Origin of the sequence: Nocardioides pymetrozini (genome assembly GCF_046058985.1) — a bacterium.
In the GTDB taxonomy this organism is placed as follows: Bacteria; Actinomycetota; Actinomycetes; order Propionibacteriales; family Nocardioidaceae; genus Nocardioides.
In genome coordinates, this window is the sequence record NZ_CP175556.1 from 2,870,962 (window position 1) to 2,892,717 (window position 21,756).

At 74.3% G+C, this 21,756-nt stretch carries 18 protein-coding genes; 1 reads left to right on the forward strand and 17 read right to left on the reverse strand.

From position 1 onward, the window contains the following. Positions 1–26: 26 nt before the first annotated feature. The 5 genes from ACJ5H2_RS14110 to ACJ5H2_RS14130 all read right to left on the reverse strand — a co-directional run bounded on the left by ACJ5H2_RS14110 (position 27) and on the right by ACJ5H2_RS14130 (position 5,988). A complete protein-coding gene (locus ACJ5H2_RS14110; protein ID WP_408896040.1) occupies positions 27–2,357 on the reverse strand; it encodes a ComEC/Rec2 family competence protein in 2,331 nt (776 codons plus the stop codon). A 1-nt stretch (position 2,358) separates the two neighbouring features. Next, positions 2,359–3,372 carry a helix-hairpin-helix domain-containing protein gene (locus ACJ5H2_RS14115; protein ID WP_408896041.1) on the reverse strand — a complete coding sequence of 338 codons (1,014 nt, stop codon included), beginning with the start codon at positions 3,370–3,372 and terminating at the stop codon, positions 2,359–2,361. A 144-nt stretch (positions 3,373–3,516) separates the two neighbouring features. Beyond that, complete coding sequence (locus ACJ5H2_RS14120) at positions 3,517–4,383, reverse strand: DegV family protein (protein WP_408896042.1); 867 nt, start codon at positions 4,381–4,383, stop codon at positions 3,517–3,519. A 10-nt stretch (positions 4,384–4,393) separates the two neighbouring features. Next, positions 4,394–5,830 (reverse strand): cytosine permease, encoded by a 1,437-nt coding sequence (locus ACJ5H2_RS14125; RefSeq protein ID WP_408896043.1) that lies wholly within the window; start codon positions 5,828–5,830, stop codon positions 4,394–4,396. After that, positions 5,827–5,988: a hypothetical protein gene (locus ACJ5H2_RS14130; protein WP_408896045.1), complete on the reverse strand. Its 162-nt coding sequence runs from the start codon at positions 5,986–5,988 to the stop codon at positions 5,827–5,829. Before ACJ5H2_RS14130 ends, ACJ5H2_RS14125 begins: the two co-directional genes overlap by 4 nt. Before the next feature lie 97 nt (positions 5,989–6,085). Between ACJ5H2_RS14130 and ACJ5H2_RS14135 the strand changes: the two genes are divergently transcribed. Further along, positions 6,086–7,432 carry a flavin monoamine oxidase family protein gene (locus tag ACJ5H2_RS14135; RefSeq protein WP_408896046.1) on the forward strand — a complete coding sequence of 449 codons (1,347 nt, stop codon included), beginning with the start codon at positions 6,086–6,088 and terminating at the stop codon, positions 7,430–7,432. A 20-nt stretch (positions 7,433–7,452) separates the two neighbouring features. Here the strand turns inward: ACJ5H2_RS14135 and ACJ5H2_RS14140 are convergent, their stop codons facing one another. From ACJ5H2_RS14140 to ACJ5H2_RS14195, 12 genes are all read right to left on the reverse strand, one after another. Further along, a complete protein-coding gene (locus ACJ5H2_RS14140; protein ID WP_408896047.1) occupies positions 7,453–8,058 on the reverse strand; it encodes a TetR/AcrR family transcriptional regulator in 606 nt (201 codons plus the stop codon). A gap of 116 nt (positions 8,059–8,174) precedes the next feature. Beyond that, on the reverse strand, positions 8,175–9,200 hold the full coding sequence (locus tag ACJ5H2_RS14145) for an NAD(P)/FAD-dependent oxidoreductase (protein WP_408896048.1): 1,026 nt from the start codon (positions 9,198–9,200) through the stop codon (positions 8,175–8,177). A 12-nt stretch (positions 9,201–9,212) separates the two neighbouring features. Beyond that, the gene (locus ACJ5H2_RS14150; RefSeq protein WP_408896049.1) at positions 9,213–10,115 is read right to left on the reverse strand and encodes a DMT family transporter; all 903 of its coding nucleotides are present in this window, start codon (positions 10,113–10,115) and stop codon (positions 9,213–9,215) included. After that, on the reverse strand, positions 10,112–11,521 hold the full coding sequence (locus ACJ5H2_RS14155) for an aldehyde dehydrogenase family protein (protein ID WP_408896050.1): 1,410 nt from the start codon (positions 11,519–11,521) through the stop codon (positions 10,112–10,114). The genes ACJ5H2_RS14150 and ACJ5H2_RS14155 overlap by 4 nt, the downstream gene beginning before the upstream one ends. Beyond that, on the reverse strand, positions 11,518–12,711 hold the full coding sequence (locus tag ACJ5H2_RS14160; RefSeq protein ID WP_408896051.1) for a Glu/Leu/Phe/Val dehydrogenase dimerization domain-containing protein: 1,194 nt from the start codon (positions 12,709–12,711) through the stop codon (positions 11,518–11,520). The genes ACJ5H2_RS14155 and ACJ5H2_RS14160 overlap by 4 nt, the downstream gene beginning before the upstream one ends. Next, positions 12,708–14,321: a 5-guanidino-2-oxopentanoate decarboxylase gene (locus tag ACJ5H2_RS14165; RefSeq protein ID WP_408896052.1), complete on the reverse strand. Its 1,614-nt coding sequence runs from the start codon at positions 14,319–14,321 to the stop codon at positions 12,708–12,710. Before ACJ5H2_RS14165 ends, ACJ5H2_RS14160 begins: the two co-directional genes overlap by 4 nt. Before the next feature lie 112 nt (positions 14,322–14,433). Then, complete coding sequence (locus ACJ5H2_RS14170; RefSeq protein ID WP_408896053.1) at positions 14,434–16,521, reverse strand: acetate--CoA ligase family protein; 2,088 nt, start codon at positions 16,519–16,521, stop codon at positions 14,434–14,436. Then, positions 16,518–17,684 (reverse strand): acyl-CoA dehydrogenase family protein, encoded by a 1,167-nt coding sequence (locus ACJ5H2_RS14175; RefSeq protein ID WP_408896054.1) that lies wholly within the window; start codon positions 17,682–17,684, stop codon positions 16,518–16,520. The genes ACJ5H2_RS14170 and ACJ5H2_RS14175 overlap by 4 nt, the downstream gene beginning before the upstream one ends. 36 nt (positions 17,685–17,720) lie before the next feature. Beyond that, on the reverse strand, positions 17,721–18,770 hold the full coding sequence (locus tag ACJ5H2_RS14180; RefSeq protein WP_408896055.1) for an ABC transporter ATP-binding protein: 1,050 nt from the start codon (positions 18,768–18,770) through the stop codon (positions 17,721–17,723). Between the two features lie 45 nt (positions 18,771–18,815). Beyond that, positions 18,816–19,622, reverse strand: coding sequence for an ABC transporter permease (locus ACJ5H2_RS14185; RefSeq protein WP_408896056.1), 807 nt, complete (start codon positions 19,620–19,622; stop codon positions 18,816–18,818). A gap of 68 nt (positions 19,623–19,690) precedes the next feature. Beyond that, on the reverse strand, positions 19,691–20,611 hold the full coding sequence (locus tag ACJ5H2_RS14190) for an ABC transporter permease (RefSeq protein ID WP_408896057.1): 921 nt from the start codon (positions 20,609–20,611) through the stop codon (positions 19,691–19,693). Beyond that, complete coding sequence (locus ACJ5H2_RS14195; RefSeq protein ID WP_408896058.1) at positions 20,608–21,648, reverse strand: ABC transporter substrate-binding protein; 1,041 nt, start codon at positions 21,646–21,648, stop codon at positions 20,608–20,610. Before ACJ5H2_RS14195 ends, ACJ5H2_RS14190 begins: the two co-directional genes overlap by 4 nt. Positions 21,649–21,756: the final 108 nt, after the last annotated feature.

A 21,756-nucleotide genomic window follows, 5' to 3' on the forward strand; every position in this document is an offset into this window, starting at 1 on the left:
CCGGCACCCGGCCTGCCCGTCCCGGGTCACCTCCGGGTGACGGGGCGGACCCCGCCCGGCCCGTCGGCCACGACCGCGATGTCGCCGTCGCGGTCGGTGCGCGCCACCGCCGCCCCGGCGCCCTCGAGGGCGCGCACGACCGCGGGAGCCGGATGGCCGTAGTCGTTGTCGGCTCCCGCGGAGACCAAGGCGAGCTCCGGGCGCAAGGACACCAGCCAGCCCAGGTCCTGGTGAGCGCTGCCGTGATGGGGCACCTTGAGCACGTCGACGTCGAGCCCACCGACCAGCCTCGCCACCTGCGCCTGGCCCGGAGGCTCCACGTCCCCGGTGAGCAGCAGGCGCACACCGGACACCTCGACCAGCAGGACCACGCTGGCGTCGTTGGCGGCGCTGCCGTCGCCCGGCCCCTCCACGGTCGCGGGCAGGTCGGGATGAAGCACCTGTACCGTCGCTCGGCCGATGCGCCGGGTGGCGCCGTACGGCGCCGTCGCCACCGCGACGCCCGCCCGCGCCGCCGCTCGGCGCACGACCTCGACGCCGCCGGGCGGGTCCGCCAGCGGCGAGGTCTCGATGCCGCCGACCCGACGCCCGGACAGCACGCCCGCCAGGCCGTCGACGTGGTCGGCGTGGAAGTGGGTCAGCACGACCAGCGGCACCTCGTCGACGCCGAGCCGGTCCAGGCACCCCTCGACCGCCCGCTGGTCCGGGCCGGCGTCCACCACGATCGCAGCGCGCGGGCCCACGGCGACGGCCAGCGCGTCGCCCTGGCCCACGTCGCAGGCCGCGACCACCCAGCCCGGCGGCGGCCAGCCGCCCGAGACGACGGACCGCAGCCGGCCCGGTCCGCCGAGGACCACGACGACCAGCACCACGGCCAGCAGTACGCCGGTGGCCCGGTGCCGCACGAGCCGGGGCAGGGCGAGGCCGAGTGCCAGGCAGAGCGCCACGAGCGCGCCGATGGCGACGGCGCCCGTTCCCCACGCGACGGCCGCGCCGGGGAGTCGGGCACCCTGCTCGGCGACCGCGACGATCCAGCCGACGCACCAGCCGGCGAGCGTCCCGCACAGGCGCCCGGCTCCCGGCCAGGCCAGACCGACGAGCCCTCCGGCGAGGCCGAGGACCGTGGCCGGTCCGACCGCCGGCCCCGCGAGCAGGTTGGCCGCGATCGCCACCAGGCTGACCTCGCCCGAGAGTGCCGCCACCACCGGCGTACACGCCAGCTGCGCCGCGGTCGGCACCGCGATCGCGTCCGCCAGGCCCGACGGCAGCCACCGCCCGAGCGCCGCCGCAAGGGGCGGCCCGAGCAGGACGATCCCCGCCGTGGCGAGCACCGAGAGCACGAACCCCGGCGCCACGGCGAGGTCGGGCTGCACCAGCACGAGTCCGGCGACCGCGACCCCCAGGGCCCGCACCCCGCGCCGCCGGCCGTCGGGGCCGAACGCGAACAGCCCGACCGTGCCCATGACGGCGGCCCTCAGCACGCTCGGCTCGGTCCGCGCGAGCAGCACGAAGCCCACGATCCCGGCCAGCCCGACGAGCGTCAGCCAGCGCCGGCGGACGCCGAGAGCGCGTGCCAGGAGGAGCAGGGTCCCGACGACCAGGGTCAGGTTGGTGCCGCTGACCGCCGTGAGGTGGGTGAGCCCCGTGGTCCGGAAGTCCTCCTCCACCTGGTCCGGAAGACCCGCGTCGTCACCGTCGACGAGCGCCGGCACCAGTCCGGCCTGCTCGGGCGGGCGGTGCTGGACCGCCCTGCGGATCGAGGCACGCACCGCACCCGACGCACGCCACCACGGGTCTGGCCCCCGGACCCGGATCGGAGCCCGGGCACCGGTCAGCAGCGCCGCCGTCGCCGGGTCGTCGGCGGCGGCCAGCCGCCCTCGGGTGCGCACCCGCTCGCCGAGCTCGACCCGGGTCCAGGCGGGCTCCCCCAGTACGACGACCGTGCCGCCGACCCGCACCCCGTGGCCGCGGGCGGTCACCTCCTCGACCCGGAGCCGGACCACCGCCACGGGGCCCGCGCGTCCCTCGACCGTCCGTGGGTCCGACACCACCGTGCCCAGGACCTCGGCGACGGCCCGCTCGGTCGCGAGGTCACGGAGCGGGGACCCACGCACCGCGTCGTGACGCAGGATCGTGCCCCCGACCGCGGCGGCCGCGACCAGGAAGCAGGCCAGCAGCAGCCGCGCGCCGTCCCTCGGCAGCCGCCAGGCGAGCAACGCCGCAGCGGCCGCGGCGAGCGCGAGCACGCCGCCCCCGATCATGACGGAGGCCTGGGCCGCGAGGGCGCCGAGCCAGGCGGCTGCGCCGAGGACGGGCATCCGGAGGTCGGGGCCCTCGGGGGGAGCCGGGAGCCCCACCTCACACCGTCACGTGCGGGGTGATCTGGGCGAGCGTCTTCTCCCCGATCCCGTCGACCTCGAGCAGCTCCTCCACGCTGGTGAAACCGCCGTGTGCCTCGCGCCAGGCCAGGATCGCCTCCGCCGTCACCGGCCCGACCTGGGGCAGCGACTCGAGCTCGGTCACCCCTGCCGTGTTGAGGTTGACCAGCGGCCCGGTGGCGGTGCCGGTGGCCGCTGCCCCCGAGCGACTCGCGCCGGAGCCGCCCGCGCCGCCCGCGCCGCCCGGACCGGTGGCGGCCGCGCCGACGACCACCTGCTCACCGTCGACCAGCACGCGCGCCAGGTTGAGCGGGGTCAGGTCGACACCCTTGCGCGGACCGCCGGCCGCCGCCAGCGCGTCGGTGACCCGGGCACCCGCGTCGAGGACCACGATGCCCGGTCGGCGCACCTCGCCCGCCACGTCGACGGTCACCGTCTCCGCCGTCGCCGTCGCGCCGGTGCCCCCGGCACCACCGGCCGTCGCGGTCGGGTCGGAGCGGGAGGCCGCCGAGCCACCGGCCGGTGTCACGAGCGGTGCGGCGGGCGCCGCCGAGACGGGTCGGAGCGGATCGGGTCGGTCGCGGACGACCCACCACGTCGTGACCGCGAGGGCAAGCGCCACGGCGATGGCCACGACCGTGAGCTGGGGCAGCCCCAGACTCGGCAGACGGGCGACGACGCGCCCCGCCGCCGGGCCGTGCCCCGACCGCACCGCGGACCGCCGGGCGGCGTGCCGGCCCGGCTGCGGCAGCGCCGGGGCCGCACCGGCCGCACGGGGCACGACGGGGGCGGAGGGGGCGGAGGGGGCGGAGGCGACCACCCGGGTGTGGTCGGCCCACCACGGCTCGACCGGCTCGCGAGGGGCGGTCGGGTCCAGCGGCGCGGGCGGGCGCGGGCCGGCGACGCCCAGGTCGGAGGCGATCAGGGCCAGCCGGCGAGCCGCGGCCTCGGCAGCGCTCGGGTCGTGACGAGAGGCGGGGCGTCGTACGGACATGCCCGGCACGCTAGGCAGGCGGGCCGCCACGGCGCCCCGGCCGCGGGCCCGCCTGTGGACGAGCGGCACGCCGCCGGCGCCTGTGGACGGACGACGCACCCGGTCGCCGCTCCCGGGACGGTTGCGTCGACCATGGCGCTCCGCTCAGAGCACGGGCGCCACGCAGATCGCCAGCATGCCCGGGCCGACGTGGGCTCCGAGGACGCCGCCGAGCTCGACACAGCGCACCGGCTCACCGGTGCGCGCCGGCACGACCTGCTCGCCGAGCTGCTCCCCGAGCCGCTCGGCCATCGCCCGCGCCCGCTCCTCCGCCGCCAGGTGGGCGACGCAGACCTCGACACGCTGCTCCCCCGCCGCCTCCACCGCCAAGGCCTCCAACCGGGCGATGGCCTTGCCCGCGGTGCGCACCTTCTCCTGCGGGCAGATCACGCCGTCGACGATGCCGAGCAGCGGCTTCACCGCGAGCGCGCCGCCGAACACGGCGGCCGCGGCGCCCACGCGACCGCCGCGCCGCAGGTACTCCAGGGTGTGGACGTAGAACAGCGAGGTGGCCGAGGCGGCCCGCCGCCGTGCGGCCTCGGCGGCCTGGGCCGCCGTCCCGCCGGCCGCGATCACCGCGAGTGCCGACTCGACGGCGTACCCGGTGGCGACCCCCACCTGACGACTGTCGACGCAGGTCACCGGGACGGGCGCCTCGCGGGAGGCGACCAGCGCCGACTCGTAGGTGCCACTCACCTCCGCGGACAGGTGGACCGACACGATCTCGGTCGCGCCCTGGTCCGCGAGCCGGGTGTAGAGCTCGGCGAAGACGGCGGGCGCCGCGCGCGAGGTGCTGACGGCGCGCTTCTCCTTCAGCGCGACCGCCAGCCGCTCGGGGGTGACCTCCTCGGCGCCCTCGTCGTAGACGTCGTCGTCGATGACCACCTGCAGCGGGACCACGTGCACCCCGCTGGCCTCGGCCACCTCGACCGGGACGGTCGAGGTGGAGTCGGTGACCACGACGATCGACATGGCGCCGAGGTTAGGGCATGGGCCGGCGATAGCCTCCCCACTCCGTCCGACGGGCGAGCACGAGCCGGGTCCCGGCGTAGTGGGCCAGCCCGGCGACCGCGAACGCCGGGAGCGACGCCGTCAGGTAGCGGAACCAGCCCGCCGGCTCGTAGGTCACCGGGTTCAACAGCAGGGCATAGGTCAGTGCGCCGAGCAGCAGCGCCGCCACGGCGACCGGGTTCCAGCCACGGACGAACCCGTAGCGCGACTCGGCGTACGGCAGGTGGAGCGCCCGGACGTCGAGGTGCTGGCGGCGCAGCACGAAGAAGTCGACGACCTGCACCGCGCACAGCGGGGCGACCACGATCGCGCCCCAGGAGACGAAGCGCGCGTAGTTGTCGTAGACCGCCTCGGGGAAGAACACCAGGACCGCGGCCGGCGCCAGGATCAGCGCGGCGAGCAGCGCCCACGGGATGCGGCGTACGGCGCCACCGCCACCGCCCTTGATCGCGACCAGGGCGGCATAGCTCTGCGCGACAACGCTGGTCACGTTCGCCATCCCCACGAACGCCAGGGCCAGCACGCCGAGCAGGGCGCCGCCGAGCGGCACCATCCACAGCGTGGGGTCCTCGGAGCCGAGGGCCAGGGCGGCGAAGACGCCCACGATGGCGGCCACGACGGAGGCCAGGAAGAGCCCGAGGGCGTTCGGCCAGAAGGCGCTGCGGGTGGTGCGGGTGAGCCGCGCGAGGTTGCCGACATTGGGCCACCAGGCGAAGCCGCCCGCGATGTTGAGCTCGACGGCGAGCATGAAGTCGAGGTGGCTGTCGCCCCACGGGTCGAGTGCGGGGGTGGCCGCGAGCTCGGACCAGCCGGTGCGGGTGAGCACGAGAGTGAGCATCACGAGCGTCACCACCACGAGGCCGGGCGCCACGAAGCGGTTGACCAGCTCGATCGAGCGGGGACCGCGCGCGACGATCACCCACGACGCGGCGAGAGCCAGGACGGCGAGGACGCTGACGATCCCGGCACCGGAGGAGATCTCGGTGTCGAGGACCTGGTTGGCGACATTCGCCAGCGCGTGGCCGCACATGATCGCCAGCACCGCCGACCAGGCCGCGGCCAGGAGCGCGGACATGACCACCATGAGCACCCGGGCTCCGCGCTCCCCCAGCACGCTGCGCATCGAGACGAACTGCTCGACGCCGTAGCGGCCACAGGGCAGGCAGGGCGCGAGCGAGACGAGCAGGACGCTGACGCCGTAGCCGATCACGATGCTGGCGATCGCCTTCTCGGCCCCGACGTAGTAGGCGACGGCGCCGCCCTGGAGGAAGGCCCAGGTGGCGATGGCGAGGCCGATGTTGACCGAGGAGTAGTCCCAGAAGCCCCAGATCCGCTCCCGGCGCAGGAGCGGCAGCTCGCTGAGCGTCGCGTCCTCCTCCGGCGCGGCGGCTCGTGCGGGGGCGCTCACAGCACCCACCAGAGCAGCGCGATCGTCACCAGGGCGAGCCCGACAGCGGCCGCCAGCAGGTCCGCGAGCGGCAGCGGTGGGAGGGCCGCCTCCGCTCCACCCGCGTCCTCGATGAGCCCCAGCCGGCGCTCGAGCTCGGCGCGCATGTCGTCGTCCATCCGGTCCTCCTGGATTCTTGACTGAGTGTTCAGTCAGGATAGGATCCGTGACGGCGCTCACACCTGTCAAGAGCGATCCCCAGCGAAGGAGCCATGCATGGAGCACGTCGACGTCGCGGTCGTCGGAGCCGGGTACGCCGGTCTCGCCGCCGCGCTGGAGCTGTCCGCCGCGGGACGCTCGGTGGTGGTCCTCGAGGCCGCCGACCGGGTCGGCGGCCGGGTCTGGACCCGCGAGGAGGACGGCGTCCGCATCGACCACGGCGGGCAGTGGGTCGGACCCGCGCAGACGGCGTTCCTGCGCTGGGCCGACCGCTTCGGCTGCGCGCGGTTCCCGACGTACGACGCCGGCACCCACCTCGAGCTGTGGCCCGGCTCGCCTCCGCTCCCCCACACCAGTGGCAGCCATCCGGCCGAGCACGACTCCGCGGCGTACGACGCCCTCGTCGGGCGGCTCGACGCGCTCGCCGCCCGGGTCGACCCCGAGCGCCCGGAGGCCTGCCCCGACCTGGCCGCGTGGGACTCCCGCACGGTCGAGGACTGGCTCCTCGCGGCGACCGACTCCCCCGACGCGCGTCGGCGGATGCGCCTGGTCGTCCAGGGGCTGTGGGCCTGCGAGCCGCGCGACCTGTCCCTCTTCCACCTGCTCTTCTACGTGGCCGCGGGAGGTGGGCTGGGCCCGCTGCTCGGCACCCGCGGCGGCGCCCAGGACAGTCGCCTCGTCGACGGAGCCGACGCGCCGGCGCGGGCCGCCGCGGCCGCTCTCGGGGACGTCGTCCGGCTCGGCACGGCGGTTACCCGTGTCGAATGGAGCGACGACGGCGTGCTGCTCGCGACCGACGGCGGCCCCGTCCGTGCGCGGCGCGCCATCGTCACCGCCACGCCGCCCGCCCAGGCCCGGATCGCCTTCGCGCCGATGCTCCCGGTCTCCCGCCGACGGTGGCTGGCGCGCAGCCCGATGGGCGATGTCGCCAAGGTGCACGTCACCTACGAGCGCCCCTTCTGGCGCGAGCGCGGCCTGTCCGGCCAGGTGACGACGTACGACGGCAGCGCGGTGGCGTACACCTTCGACAACTCCCCCGCCGACGAGGCGTGCGGCGTGATCGCGGCGTTCGTGTACGCCGACGACTACCGGACCTGGTCGGTGCAGCCGGCGGAGACGCGGCGCAAGGCCGTGCTCGACGTCCTGGGGGTGCTGGGGCCGGAGGCCGGCGAGCCGACGGGCTATCTGGAACGGCTCTGGTCCGACGACCCGTGGGCCGAGGGGGCGTACGCGGCCGTGCCGTCGCCGGGGACCTGGGCCGAGCACGCCGCCGGTCGTCGCGAGCCGGTCGGACCGCTGCACTGGGCGGGCACGGAGACGGCCGGGATCGGCAACGGCTACGTCGACGGCGCGATCCGCTCGGGCGAGCGCGCTGCCGCCGAGGTGCTGGCCGCACTGGGGTGAGAGCCGGCCCGGGGCTGCTGTCAGACCCCCAGCAGCCCCGGGTCACACTCCAGCTCGCGCGCGGCGGCCGCGAGCCACAGGTCCGGGACCGCGTCGACCGGCACCTCCCGGTCCCCCAGCGTCGCGGCGACGGAGAGCCCGTCCAGCAGCGCTGCCAGCCGGACGGTCGCAACCCGCGGCGACGGGGTGGTGAAGGTGCCCTCCCGGACCCCCTGCTCGATGACGTCGAGCAGCACCGCGCGCCACCGCGACTCCAGGGTCGTGCACAGCTGGGCGGTCGCGGGGTCGCGCAGCGCCCGCACCCAGAACTCCATCCACAGGGTCCACGCGGAGATCACCTCGGACGCGTCGCCCGAGCGCTCGACGAGGAGCCGCAACCGCTCCACGGCCGGGCGTCCCGCAGCCTCCTCGTCCTCGAGGCTGCGGTAGTAGCGGTCCTCGGACTCCTGCATGGCGGCGGCGATCACGCCGTCGAGCGTCTGGAAGTGGTACAGCAGCAGCCCGGCGCTGACCCCGGCGCGGCGCGCGATCTCCTGGGTGCGGGTGCCGGCCAGGCCGCGGTCGCGGATCACGTCGAGGGTCGCGTCGATGATGCGCTGGCGTCGCGAGTCGACGTCGCCGGCCATGGTCCCTCCTCGCCTCCAGCAGCCCGGGGAGCCCGGGCGTCGCCGATGCTAGCGGCTCACCCGTCGTACGCCGGACCAAGAAGGCGCCCACTTCTCACACCTCGCGCCCCCACTCCTCACACCTCGGCCAGGCGCTGGGCGGCCTCGCGGGCGAGGGCGGGCGCCATCTGGATGCCGTAGCCGGCCTGGCCGACGAACCAGAAGAGTCCCTCCACGTCGTCGTCGTAGCGCGCGACGGGCTCGCCGCCCGGGGCGAAGGTGCGCAGGCCGGCCCAGGCGGTGCGCACGCTGCGCAGCCCGAGCACGGTCGCCTCGTTGACGGCCTCGATCGTGCGGGCGATCTCGAGCTCGTCGGGCCTCGGGTCTCCCGGTGCGTGCGGCTCGGCGTCCTCCGGCGAGCAGAGGGCGAGCCCGCCCTCGGCCTTGACGTACCAGCCGCCGTCGATGGCGCAGGTGAACGGCATCCCCGTCAGCGGTACGACGGCCGGCGACCCGAAGATCGTGCGCCGGCGCGGTTCCAGGCCGACTCCCGCCGAGCCGAGCAGGCGGCCGACCTCGTCGCCCCACGCACCCGCGGCGACCACGACCACCGGCGCCGCGAGCACGTCCCCGGACGCCAGCGACAGCCGCCATGACCCGGCCGCGCGGGTCGCGCCGACGACCCGGGCGCGGAGGCGCACCTCTCCCCCGGCCGCCCGCAGCGCGCGGACGTAGCCCTGGTGCAGGCCCGCGACGTCGAGCTCGCAGGCGGTGTCGTCGAGGACCGCGACCGACGTCCAGCCCGGGCGCAGCAGCGGGTTGAGCTGCTCGGCCTCGGCGGGGGCGACGGCCACGCCGAGGACGCCGGCCGCCGCGTCCGGCGCGGCGTCGGGCCCGCCGACGTACAGGCAGGGCAGCGGCGTCAGCAGCGGGCCGGCGACGTCGATCGGGGGGTCGTCGAGGAAGGCCCGGCTCGCGAGCGTCAGGCGCCGCACCTCGGGCGGGCCGTAGCCGCCGATCCAGGTGGCCGCGGAGCGCCCCGTCGTGTGCCGGGCCAGCTCGGGCTCGGCCTCGAGGACGCAGACCGCGCGTCCGCGGGCGGCCAGCTCGTGGCCGATCGAGGTGCCGGCGATGCCTCCGCCGACGACGAGGACGTCGTACATGGCTCTCCTTGGTCAGGCGTGGGAGGTCGGCGGCTCGGGCAGCGGCTCCGCGGCGGGGCGGGCGACGACCATGAGCATCGCCACCAGGACCAGCGCCCCGCCCAGGAGCGTGCGCGGACCGAGCCCCTCGTGCCAGAGCAGCACGCCGAAGACCGCGGCCCACACCGGCTCCAGGACCATGAGGACTGCGGCCTGGCCGGAGTCGATGTGGCCCTGGGCCCAGGTCTGCACCAGCAGGGTCACGGTGCCGGCGAAGACGGCGAGGTAGACGAAGGTCGGCAGGTCACCGGCTCCGGGGAGGGTGAGACCGTCGGACGCGCCGACGGCGGTGAGGAGCACCCCCATCGTCGCGAGCTGGAGGAAGGTGAGCGCGAACGCCTCGTCGGCGCGCGCCCAGCGCCCGAGGGCGAGGATGTGCACGGCGTAGAGCGCCGCGGCGACCAGGGTCAACGCCTCGCCCGCTCCGAACGCCCAGCCGCGCAGCGACATCACGGCCACACCGCCGGTCGCCACGGCCACCGCCAGCCAGGTCACCGGCTCGACCCGACGTCCGGGGAGGACGGCGGCGAGCAGTGGCGTGAACACGACGTACATGGCCACCACGAACGCCGACACGGTGGGCGCCGTGTGAGCGAGGCCATGGAACTGCAGGAGCTGCGCCGCTGCGTAGAGCACCCCCAGGCCGACGCCCACCCGCAGGGTGTGCGGGCTCAGCCCGCGCAGCAGCCGCGGCGCGACGGCCAGCAGCACGGTCCCGGCGACCAGGTAGCGCGGCCCGAGGTAGTCGGCGACCGGGAGCCGCTCGATCAGGTCCTTCGAGAGCCCGAAGGTCGAGCCCCACACCGCCGTGACGCCGACCAGCGCGAGCGCCGCGGTACGACGGGTCCGGACGCCGTCGGCCGCCACCGCGGTCACCGCTGGACCGACTTGGTCTCGAGGAACTCCTCGATGCCGTGCCGGCCGAGCTCGCGCCCGTTGCCGGAGCGCCCGTAGCCGCCGAACGGCGCGGACGGGTTGAACGCGGCGCCGTTGAGGTCGACCTGCCCGGTCCGCAGGCGCCGGGCGAGGGCCAGCGCCCGGTCCGGGTCGGCCGACCAGACACCGCCGTGCAGACCGTACGACGACGCGTTGGCGAGCGCGACGGCGTCGTCGTCGGACCGATGGCCCTGGATGGTCATGACCGGACCGAAGACCTCCTCCCGCACGACCTCGGCGTCGGGCGCGACGTCGGAGAGCACGGTGGCGGCATGGAAGTGGCCCAGGGAGCGAGGTGGCGCGGAGCCGCCCGCGACGATCCGCGCCCCCGCGGACACGGCGCGGTCGACGAAGCCGGCGACCGTCGCGCGCTGGCCGGCGGAGACCACCGGGCCCAGCCGGGTGCTCTCCGCGAGCGGGTCGCCGAGCACGAGACCGGCCGCGACGGCGGCCGCGATCTCCTCGGCCTCGGCCAGCCGCGGCGCCGGGACCAGCAGGCGCGACCAGGCGCTGCACGTCTGGCCCGAGTTGAGCATGGCTGCCTCGACGGTGGACGTCACGGCCCGGACCAGGTCGGCGTCGTCGAGCACCACGCTCGCGGACTTGCCGCCGAGCTCCAGGCACACGCGCTTGACCGTCGGGGCCGCGAGCGCGGTGATCCGCGCTCCGACCGCCGTGGACCCGGTGAACGACACCACGTCGACATCGGGGTGGGTGACCAGCGCCTCGCCCACGACGGCACCGGCACCGGTCACCAGGTTGAGGACACCCGCCGGGAGACCCGCACGCTCGGCCGCCTCGACCAGCAGGTAGGCCGACAGCGGCGTGAGCTCGGCCGGCTTGAGGACGACGGTGCAGCCAGCGACGAGGGCGCCGCCGAGCTTCGCGAGGACCTGGTAGAAGGGGTAGTTCCACGGCGTGATGCACGCTGCCACCCCGGCCGCCTCGCGCAGCACCAGCGAGAGGCCGACCTCCTCCTCCCACGCCACCTCCGCGGCAGCGTCGAGAGAGCCGCGCAGGACGGCGAGACCGAGGTCGACATGCGCCTCGCGGGCGACGGCGACCGGCGCGCCGACCTCGGCGACGGTGGTCGCGACCAGCTGCCCGGAGACGGCACGGAGCTCGGCGTACCACCCCTCGAGGAGCACGACGCGGTCGGCGACCGGCGTCGCCGACCACGACGGGAACGCGACACGGGCCGCGGCGACGGCATGCTCGACGTCGCGCGGGCCACCCTCGGCGACCCGCGCGATCACCTGCTCCGTCGCGGGGTTCTCGACCTCGCGGCTCCCTCCGTCGGAGGGCGCCTGCCAGCGGCCGCCGATGAACAGGCGGCCGTGGGTCATCCCGTGACCCCGAAGCGCTCCTGCAGGGCCGCGGAGTTGCGGGCCGTGAGCTCGAGGGCGCACGCGCGCAGCGTCCGGCCGGACGCGTCGGCGGCGTCGCCGACCTCGGTGACGAGGCGCCGCATGACCGTGCGGATCTTGGCGTACGACGACTCAGCCGTCGGTGCGACGTCGCCGAACACGACCCACCACCACCAGGCGTTGGTCATGACATTGGCGAGGAAGTCCGGTACGACGGGGATCCCGCGGGCGGCGAGGGCGGCCTCCGCCTCCGGCAGGGTCGGCATGTTGGCGCCCTCGACGACGATCCGCGCCCGCACCCGCGCGGCGTCCTCGGGTCCGATCACGTAGGACATCGCGGCCGGCACGAGAAGGTCGCAGGGCACGTCGAGCCATGCGTCGCGGTCACCCAGCTCGACGCCGTCCGGCAGCGCGCCGCGCGCGATCACGCCCAGGCCGTTGCGCGCCGCGAGCAGCGCCTCGACGTCGAGGCCGCGGTCGTCGCGGATGAGGCCCTCGCGGTCGGCGACGGCGACGACCTTCACGCCGGCCTCGGCGAGATAGCGGGCGGCCGCACCGCCGATGGAGCCGAAGCCCTGGACGACCGCGGTGGCCTCGCCCGGGGCGATGCCCTGCCGCTCCGCGGCGACGAGCGAGGCCTGCGCGACGCCGTAGCCGCCGACGAGGTCTCCGAGCGAGATGCCGCCGACCAGGTCGGCGAAGGCAGTGGCCAGCCGCTCCCGCGCGGCGGGCGCGTCGTCGAGGGTCGCGAAGACGGCCTCGACGGTCGACGGCAGGCCGAGGTCGGCGGCGACCTTGTCGATCGTCTCCTGGCGCAGGCCGAAGTCCTCGCCGGTGTTCCACTGCTCGCGGACCACGGGGAGCACCGCGGCGAGGAAGCGTCGCAGCACCTCGGTGGCCTGGGGGTCGGCCGGGTCGATGTCGATCCCGCCCTTGCCGCCGCCCAGCGGCAGATAGCGGTCCGCGGGGTCGTAGACGAGGGCCTCCTTGCGGGTCATGCCCTGTGCCAGCCCTCGCACCTCCGCCAGCGAGCAGCCCTCGCGCAGCCTCAGCCCGCCGCTGGCGAGCCCGCGCACGAGGGTGTCGATGACGACATAGCCCTTGCGCCCGGTGACCGGGTCGGTCCAGGTGATCTCCAGCAGGCTGTCGGTGCTGCTCGGGGCGGTCATCGGGCTACTCCTTCACGGGGGTGGGGCATGCGGACGTGGATCACGGTGGGTCGCTCGGCCGCGAGCGCGTCGCGGACAGCGGCGGTGAGGTCGGCCGGCGTGCCGTCGGCGCCGAGGTCGACGGTGACGCCGAGGCAGCCGACGGCCCGCCCCAGGGCCGCGAAGTCCGGGGCCGGGAAGGTCACCGCGTGCACCGGGTCGCCCCGCTCGGCCATCTCGTTGCGGATCTCGCCGTAGCCGGAGTTGTCGACGACGACGACAGGGAGCGCGATCCCCAGCTCCGCCGCGGTGGCCAGCTCCGCGACGGTGAACATGACGCCTCCGTCGCCCAGCATCGCGACGACCGGCCGATCGGGGTTGCCGACCTTGGCGCCGATCCCGGCGGGCAGCCCGAAGCCGAGGGTGCCGAAGCCGGTCGGGAAGAGGTACGACGCGGGCGTGTGCGTCGCGAGGCCGGCGAGGGTGCCGAGATAGCAGGCCATCGCGTTGTCGGTCGCCATCACCACGTCCCGCGGCACGGCGGCGGCCAGCGCCGCGACGACGTCGAGCCACTCCGCGCCCTCGGCCTGCGCGTCCTTGGCCTTCCGCTCGCGCCAGCCGGAGGCGTCGAGCGCGGCCGGACTGCCCGCGCCGAGGCCGGACAGCAGCGCGTCGAGCGCGAGCGCCGCGTCGCCGAGGACCGCGACGGTCGGCGTGGCGTTGGTGAGCATGCCGACCGGGTCGACGTCGACCCGGACCAGCTTGCCGGTCACCGGCAGGGCGCCGTACCAGAGATCGGCGGGCGCCAGCTCGGTGCCGACCGCGACGACGACGTCGGCCTCCTCGACCAGCGAGCGCACGGCGGGCAGGTGGATGCCGGCACCCAGCGCGAGCGGGTGGTCCTCAGGCAGGGTCCCCTTGCCGTTCGTGGTCGTCACGACCAGGGCGCCGAGGCGCTCGGCGAGCGCCCGGACCTGCGCAGCGGCGGTCCGCGCGCCTCCGCCGACCAGGAGGACCGGTGCAGAGGCGTCGCTCAACAGCGCCGCGGCGGCCGCGACGGCGGCGGCGGGCGGGGCCAGGGGCCCCGCGGCGACCGGCTCGACGTCGGGCGCCTCGCCGCTCTCGGCCAGGACGTCGAGCGGCACCTCGAGATGCACCGGGCGGGGACGACCGGACGTCATGATCGAGAAGGCCTGTGCCACGGCGGTCGGGATCTCGGCGACGCTGGTGGGACGGAGGCTGGCGGCGGCGACCGCCGCCATCACCGCCTGCTGGTCGCGCGTCTCGTGCAGCAGCCCGTTGCCGGCCGCGGGATGGCGCAGGGGCAGCCCCGGCGACACGACGAGGATCGGCACCGAGTCGGAGTAGGCCTGCCCCACCGCCGTCGCGGCGTTCAGCAGCGCAGGGCCACTCGTGACGATCGCGACGCCGACGCGGCCGGTGGTCCGGGCATAGCCGTCCGCGGCGTACCCGGCGCCCTGCTCGTGGCGCGTGCTGACGTGGCGTACGCCGTGGGCACCGAGGTGCCGGTAGATCTCCAGGTTGTGGGTGCCGGGGATGCCGAAGGCGACGTCAACGCCGTGCGCGGCGAGCGCCGCCACGAGCGCCTCTCCCCCTGTCATCACGGTCATGCTCCTGCTCCCTTCGAGGGGTGGGCGTAGACGACCTTGCCCAGCCACTGTCCTCCGTCGACGCTGAGCACGTCACCGCCGGTCACCAGCGCGACCCTGCCCGCGAGCTCACTCATGCGTCGTCTCCTGACACGTCGTTGGGCCGGTCTGCGGCCAGGACGAGCGCGTCGACGGCGACGGCGCCCTCCGGTCCGACCCGCAGGGGGTTGATCTCGCACTCGACGAGGTCGGGTTCCTCGGCCAGCAGCCGGGACACGGCCGCGACGACCCGCGCCGCGGCGTCGACGTCGACCGCGGGGCGACCGCGCCAGCCGTCGAGCAGTGGGTAGGCCCGCAGCGCCGCGAGCATCGCGCGGGCGTCGGTCTCGGAGACCGGCGCGAGCGCGATCTGCACGTCCCGGTAGAGCTCGGCCTGGACGCCGCCGAGGCCGACCAGCACCACCGGGCCGAACGAGCTGTCGCGGCGGGCGCCGACGATCAGCTCGACGGTATCGGCCTGCTGGTCCATCTCCTCCAGGACGTACTCGCCCTCCCCCAGCCGACCGCTCATGGCGACGAAGGCCGCCTCCGCCGCGTCCGCGTCGGCGAGGCCGACCGCGACGCCGCCGACCTCGGTCTTGTGCTCGAGCCAGCCGGCCTTCAGCACGTACGGCGCCGCGAGCCGCTGCAGAGCGGCACGGAGATCCTCGACGGTTCGCACGGGAGCCGCACCCGGGTAGACGACCCCGGCCGCGGCGAGCCGGTCGCGCCCGGCGAGATAGTCCAGTGCCTTGCCCGTCTCGGCGGTCGGCGCGGCGACCGCGGGCGGCACCGGCCGCCCGGCGTCCTCGGCCATCGTGGTCGCCAGCTCGAGCGAGCGCGCGACCGCGTCGATCGTGTGCAGGGTCGGCACCGCCTGCTCGCGCATCGACTGCACGGCGACCGAGTCGTGGCTCATGCTGTGCACCACGACCGGGCGCCGATGGTCGCCGACGACGCCGGCGAGCGCCCCGACGACCTCCAGCTCCCGCTCGACCAGCTCCGGCGTGTCGGCGCCGTAGCAGCCGAAGTATCCGGACAGGACGACCGCGTCCACCTCGCCGCTCGCGGCGAGGACGTCCACCACACGGGCGTACGTCGAGAGGTCCTGCTCGCCGGCACCCGCCAGGTCGACCGGGTTGGCGACCGCGGCCGCGGCGGGAAGGAGTGCGGCGAGTGCGGCTCTGGTGGCGTCGGACAGGCGCGGAACGTCGAGCGCGTGCCGCGCGAAGGTGTCGGCCGCGATGGCGCCCTGGCCGCCGCTGTCGCTCACGATCGCGACCCGTCGGCCCGCCGGCAGCGGGCCACCGAGCAGCAGGTGGGCGAGCTCCACCGCCTGGGCCGGCGTGTCCACGAGCGAGGCGCCGGCGGCCCGGCAGGCAGCGCGGACCACGTCGGTCGCCGCGGTCAGGGCGCCCGTGTGCGACTGGGCCGCGGCGCGGCTCGCCTCGCTGGCACCCACCGTCAGGACGACCACGGGCTTGCCGGCCTCGCGCAGGCGGGCCATGGTGGCGACCAGGCCCCGCGCGTCGGCGAAGCTCTCCAGGTAGAGCACGACCGCGCGGGTCTGCTCGTGCGTCACCAGGTCGTCGAGCAGCTCGGCGGCGGTGACGTCGACCTGGTTGCCGACGGACACGAAACGGGAGACGCCGAGCCCCTCGTGGGCGGCCAGGCCCGCGAGCTCCAGCCCGAGCTGGCCGGACTGCGAGATCACGGCGAGGTGGCCGGGAGCGAAGGTGCCCCAGGCCAGCTCGAGGTCGGTCGCCGCGTCGTACATGCCGAGGCAGTTGGGTCCCACCAGCCGCGCTCCGGCGGCCCGGATCCGCTCGGCCAGCCGGCGCTCGAGGCCGGGCTCGCCCTGCGCCGCGTCGATTCCCGCGGTGATGCCGAGGAAGCCGCGGGTGCCCAGGGCGAGCGCGCGGTCCACGACCTCGGGAACGCTCGCGGCCGGTGCGCACAGCACCACCAGCTCGGGCGCCTCCGGCAGGTCGTCGAGCGAGCGCACCGAGGCGACCCCCTCGATCGTCGCGCCCTTGGCGTTGACCAGGTGCACCTCTCGGCGCGAGGCACCCCGGAGCGCGCCGCGGGCCAGCCAGTAGCCCCACTTCGCGGGGTCGGCGGAGGCGCCGACGACCGCGACCGAGCGCGGATCGGAGAAGACGGACAGGTCGGCGTGGCTCATCGCGCGGCGACTGCCCGGGAGATGATCAGCCGCTGGATGTCGCTGGTGCCCTCCTCGAGCTCCTCGAGCTTGGCGTCGCGCACCCACTTCTCCAGCAGGAACTCCCGGCTGTAGCCCCAGCCGCCGTGGATGGAGAGCGCGGCGTTGGTGACCCACGAGGTGTTCTCCGACGCGGTGAGCTTGGCGATCGCCGACTCCATGGCGGTCATCTGGCCCTGGTCGAAGAGCCGGGCGGCACGCATGGTGACCAGGTGCGAGACGTCGGTCTTGGCGGCCATGTCGGCCAGGCGGAAGGCGACGGCCTGGTGCTCGATGATCGGCTTCCCGAACTGCGTGCGCTCCCGGGCGTACTGGGTGGCCTGGTCGAGCGCGGCGCGCGAGAGGCCGGTCGCGCCGGCGCCGATGAGGATGCGCGAGGCGTCGAAGGTCCGCATCAGGCCGTAGAAGCCCTGGCCCTCCTCGCCGAGGCGGGCCTCGAGCGGCACCCGGACGTCCTCGAGGAAGACCTCGGCGTTGGCGATGCCGCGCTGGCCCATCTTCTTCATCGGCTGGCCGATGGTGACGCCGGGCAGGTCGCGGTCGACGACGAAGGCAGTGATGCCGCGCGAGCGCAGCGCCGGGTCGACGGTCGCGAAGACGATGATCCACTTCGCGTAGGGGGCGTTGGAGATCCAGGTCTTCTGGCCGTTGAGGACGTACTCGTCGCCCTCCCGGACCGCGCGGGTCTGCAGGGCCGCGGAGTCGGAGCCGACGCCGGGCTCGGTGACGGCGAGCGCGGTCACCGGCGGGTTGTCGCCGGTCAGGGGCGTCAGCCAGCGCTTCTTCTGCTCCTCGTTGCCGAGGGCCTCGACCGGACCGGCGAAGAAGGCGCTGGAGGTGAGGAAGTTGCCGATGCCGACGTCGCCGTAGCAGAGCTCCTGCTGGACCAGGCACTGCGTGACGAGGTCGGTGATGCCACCGCCGCCGTACTCGGCCGGAAGCATGTACGACGCCAGGCCGATCTGCGCCGCCTTGGCCCACAGGTCGAGCGGCGACTCGGTGTCGGCCTCGTCGACGTCGCGGGCCCGCGGACGGATCTCCCGCTCGGCGAAGTCACGCGCCAGCGCGACGAACTCCTGCTGCTCCTCGGTGAGTGCGATGCCGTCGCTGATGGTGTGGCTCATGGGGTCTCTCTCGTTCCTTCGTGGCTCGGGTGGATGTCAGGCGGCGGTGTCGTCGCGGACGACCAGGGCGTGCTCGGGGTGCCAGTGCGCGGCGACCGGGAGGCCCGGGCTGGGGCTCACGGCTCCACGGACCTCGGAGCGGGTGATCAGGTGGCGGCCGTCGGGCAGGGCGACCTCGACGCGCAGCCCGGAGCCGAGGTAGACGACCTCGCGCACCACGCCGTCGACGGCGTTGTGGCCCGCGGGCAGGTCCGCGCCGGCGGCGCTCAGCCGGATGTGCTCGGGCCGCACGACGAGCGCCGAGCCCTCGTCGACGCCGTGCTTGCGGCCGGTGAAGATGTTCGACTCGCCCAGGAACTCCGCCGTGTAGCGGCTCGACGGGCGCTCGTAGAGCTCGACGGGTGTGCCCACCTGGACCAGAGCGCCGTCGCGCAGCACGGCGATCCGGTCGGACATGGCCAGTGCCTCCTCCTGGTCGTGGGTGACGAAGACGAAGGTCGTGCCGAGCTCGCGGTGCAGGCGCTTGATCTCGAGCTGGAGCTGCTCGCGCAGCCGCTTGTCGAGCGCACCCAGCGGCTCGTCCATCAGCAGCGCCTGCGGCTGGAAGACGATCGCGCGGGCCAAGGCCACCCGCTGCTGCTGGCCGCCGGACAGCTGGGCGGGCCGGCGCTTGCCGAGGTGGCCGAGCTCCACGACCTCGAGCGCACGCTGGACCCGCTCGGCGACCTGCGCCTTGGGGATGCGACGCCGGCGCAGCGGGAAGGCGACGTTGTCCCACACGCTCATGTGCGGGAAGAGCGCGTAGTGCTGGAAGACCATGCCGAGGTCGCGCTGGTAGGGCGGGACCTTCGTCAGGTTCCGGCCGCCGACCTCGATCGCGCCGCTGTCGGCGCTGATGAAGCCGGCGATGATGTTGAGCAGGGTCGACTTGCCCGAGCCGCTGGAGCCGAGCAGGGTGAGGAACTCCCCCGGCTCGATCGTGAGCGAGACGTCGTCGACCGCGGTCATCGTCTTGTAGCGCTTCACGACGTTGCGGATGTCGATGGCGACGCCGGTGGCGGCGAGCGTGCTGGTGGTGGTGTCCATGGGAGTGCTCCGATGCTGCGTGGTGGCTGCGTGCGTGGAGGGGAGTCAGGCGGCCTTGGCGAGGCGACGGGCGCGGAAGAGGCGCACCAGGCCGGCCGAGGCGAACAGGGCGAGGGTGACGAGCAGGAGCATGGTGCTGACCGCGGCCACGGTCGGGTCGATCTGCACCCGGACGCCGCTCCACATCTGCACGGGGAGCGTGCTGACGTCGGGCCCCGCGAGGAAGACGCTGGTCACGACCTCGTCGAAGGAGGTGATGAAGGCGAACAGCGCGCCCGCTGCGACGCTCGGCCCGATGCACGGGAGGGTCACCTTGAGGAAGGTGGTGATCCGGTTCGCGCCGAGGCTCATGGCCGCCATCTCGAGCCGCTCGTCGAAGCTGACCAGCGCCGCACTGACGTTGATCACCACGAACGGGACGGCCAGCGCGGTGTGGACGAGGACGAAGCCGAGGATGGACTGGGTCAGTCCGAGCTCGAGGAAGACCGCATAGACGGCGAGTCCGATGATGACGTACGGCACCAGCACCGGCGCGAGCACCAGGCCGCTGACCAGCGCCTTGACCGGGTACCGGCCGCGGACCATCGCCAGCGAGGCCGCCGTACCGAGGACGACCGACAGGATCGTCACCCACACGCCGATCTGCAGCGAGTTGAGGGTGGCGTTGATCCACGCCGGGTCCTCGAAGTAGGCCTGGAACCAGCGCGTGGAGAACGCCTTCGGCGGGAACTCCAGGAAGGAGCTGTCGTTGAACGACGTCGGGATGACGACGAAGACCGGGGCGACCAGGTAGAGCGCCGTGAGGACGACCAGGGCGACCAGGCCGCCGCGGCACACGAGCTTGGTGTTCACCCGGGGCCCCCTCGAAGTTGTTCGCTGGAGGAGCGAAGCGGGAGAAGCGGAGAGCTTCGTGGGGTGGTTCATCGCTCGCCTCCCATGAACTTGCCGATGTTGACGATGCGGGAGACGAGCAGCAGCAGGGCGGCGGTCACCAGGAGCAGGATCACGGCGAGCGCGGAGGCGAAGCCCCAGCGCAGCACGGCCGAGAGCTGCTGGACGATGAGCTCGCCGATCATCATGTCCTTGGGCCCGCCGAGCAGTGCCGGCGTGACGTAGAAGCCGATCGAGGAGATGAAGACGAGCAGGCAGGACGCCGCGACGCCGGGCAGCGTCAGCGGGGCGTAGACCCGCCAGAAGGCCGAGATCGGCCGGGCTCCGAGACCCTCGGCCGCGTCGACCAGCCGACGGTCGATCTGCCGCATCGTCGCGTACAGCGGCAGCACGGCGTAGGGCAGCATCACCTGGACCATGCCGACGAGGACGCCGGTCTGGTTGCGGATCAGCTGGGTCGGCTCGTCGATCAGGCCGATCGACATCAGGAGCTGGTTGACCACGCCGGTGTCGCCGAGCATGAGCACCCAGGCGAAGGTGCGCACCAGGAGGCTGGTCCAGAAGGGGATGAGCACCGCCACCAGCAGCACCCCACGCCACAACGGTGGCGCGAGCGTCATCAGGTAGGCGTACGGGAACCCGAGCAGCAGGGTGACCAGGGTGACGAGTCCGGAGATCCGGAAGGTGTTGCCGAGGACGTCGAGGTAGACCGGCGAGCCGAAGAAGTCGCGGTAGTTCTCCAGGCCCGTGCTGGGGTCGGTGAAGCTGCGCGCGAGGATCGTGACGAGGGGCGCGACGAAGACCACCAGCAGGAAGGCCACGAGCGGCAGGACCAGCAGGCCCCAGCCGTCGAAGATCCGTGGCCGCCGCCGCGCCGGCGCCGGGGAGCCCCCGGCGCCGGGCGTCGTGCCGGCCGCTGGCGCGACCGGCTCGGAGACGGTGGAGCTCACTGGGCGGCCCATTCGTTCAGCCGCTCGGACACCTCGTCGTAGTTGTCGGCCCACCAGGCGTAGTCGATGATCGCGGCCCGCTTGGGGGCGTTGGCGGGCGAGGTGGGAAGCTCCGCGAGGACCTCGGCGTCGACGTGCTCGAGCGCCTCCTCGGTGATCGGACCGTACGCCGTTGCGTTGGAGTACCCGGCCTGCGCCTCCGGGTGCTCGACGTACCACTGCATCCACTCCTGGGCGTTCTCCGCGTTCTCGGCGCCCTTGGGGATGACGAGCTGGTCGTAGGACAGCAGGTGCTCGTTCCACTCGTTGGCGACCGGCTGGCCCTCCTTGGCCGCGGAGTAGATGCGGCCGTTCCAGGCCTGGACCAGCGGGGCCTCACCCGACGCCACGAGCTGCTGCTGCTGCTCACCGGTCTCGTAGAAGACGATGTCGTCCTTGATGGTGTCGAGCTTCTTGAACGCGCGGTCGATGTCGAGCGGGTAGAGCTCGTCGGGCTTCACGCCGTCGGCCAGCAGGGCGGCCTCGAAGATGGCGCCGGTGGCGTACTTCCAGAAGCCGCGCTTGCCGGGGAAGCGCTGGGTGTCGAAGAACTCGGCCCACGAGGTCGGGTGCGCGTCGGCGAAGGTGTCGGTGTTGTAGCCGATGGTGAAGGCGTACTCGAGGACCGGGATCGCGCACTCGGTGACCTCCTCGGGGTTGAGGGCGCTGGTGTCGACGATCTCGGTGTCGATCTTCTCGGCCCAGCCCTTCTCGCACGCGGTGTGCGCGAAGTTCGGCTCGACCTCGACGACGTCCCAGCTGACCTTGCCGGACTCGACCTGCGCCCGGAACTTCGCGTAGTCGCTGGGCGAGTCCTGCTTGAGGGTGACGCCGGCCTCGTCGGCCCACGGCTGGATGGCCTCGGCGACGTGGGTCTTCTGGTCCTGGCCGCCCCACATCACGACGGTCAGCTGGTCCTCGCTGCCGCCGGCGGCGCCGCAGCCCGCCAGCCCGATCACTGCCGTGATCGCTACACCCGCCGTCAGAACTCGCTTCATGGTGACCCCTGGTATCCAAAGTTGATTGGTGCGTCAGTTATGTATGACCAGAGTGATCGCCGCCACAGGGGTGTGTCAAGGGCAACACCGAAGAATTCTGACCCGCGA